The 258-nt window shown below is 66.3% G+C and carries 1 protein-coding gene; it reads left to right on the top strand.

From position 1 onward, the window contains the following. Window positions 1-14: 14 nt before the first annotated feature. The coding region (locus tag BST12_RS30080; protein ID WP_139802136.1) for a hypothetical protein at window positions 15-258 on the top strand (244 nt) is incomplete at its 3' end.

Raw genomic sequence — 258 nt, 5'->3', positions numbered from 1 at the left:
TGGCCCAAGCGATCGTGACCCCCCACGATGGCCAACTCGTGGGCTATGTGGTGCTTGATGCGCAGCAGATGCTCGAACGCGAGCCCGAACGCGAGGCCGAGCTGGTTGCCCAGTGGCAGCAGGTGTACGGCGGGTTGTATGCGCAGGCGGCTGCGGAATTGGGCGAGGACTTCGGGATCTGGGAAAGCAGCTACACGGGAGAGCCGATTCCGCTGGCCGAGATGCGGCAGTGGCGTGCGGCGGCGGTGCAGCGCATTG

It is taken from the genome of Mycobacterium angelicum (assembly GCF_002086155.1).
Classification (GTDB): Bacteria; Actinomycetota; Actinomycetes; order Mycobacteriales; family Mycobacteriaceae; genus Mycobacterium; species Mycobacterium angelicum.
This window is presented reverse-complemented; position numbering and strand designations above follow the sequence as displayed.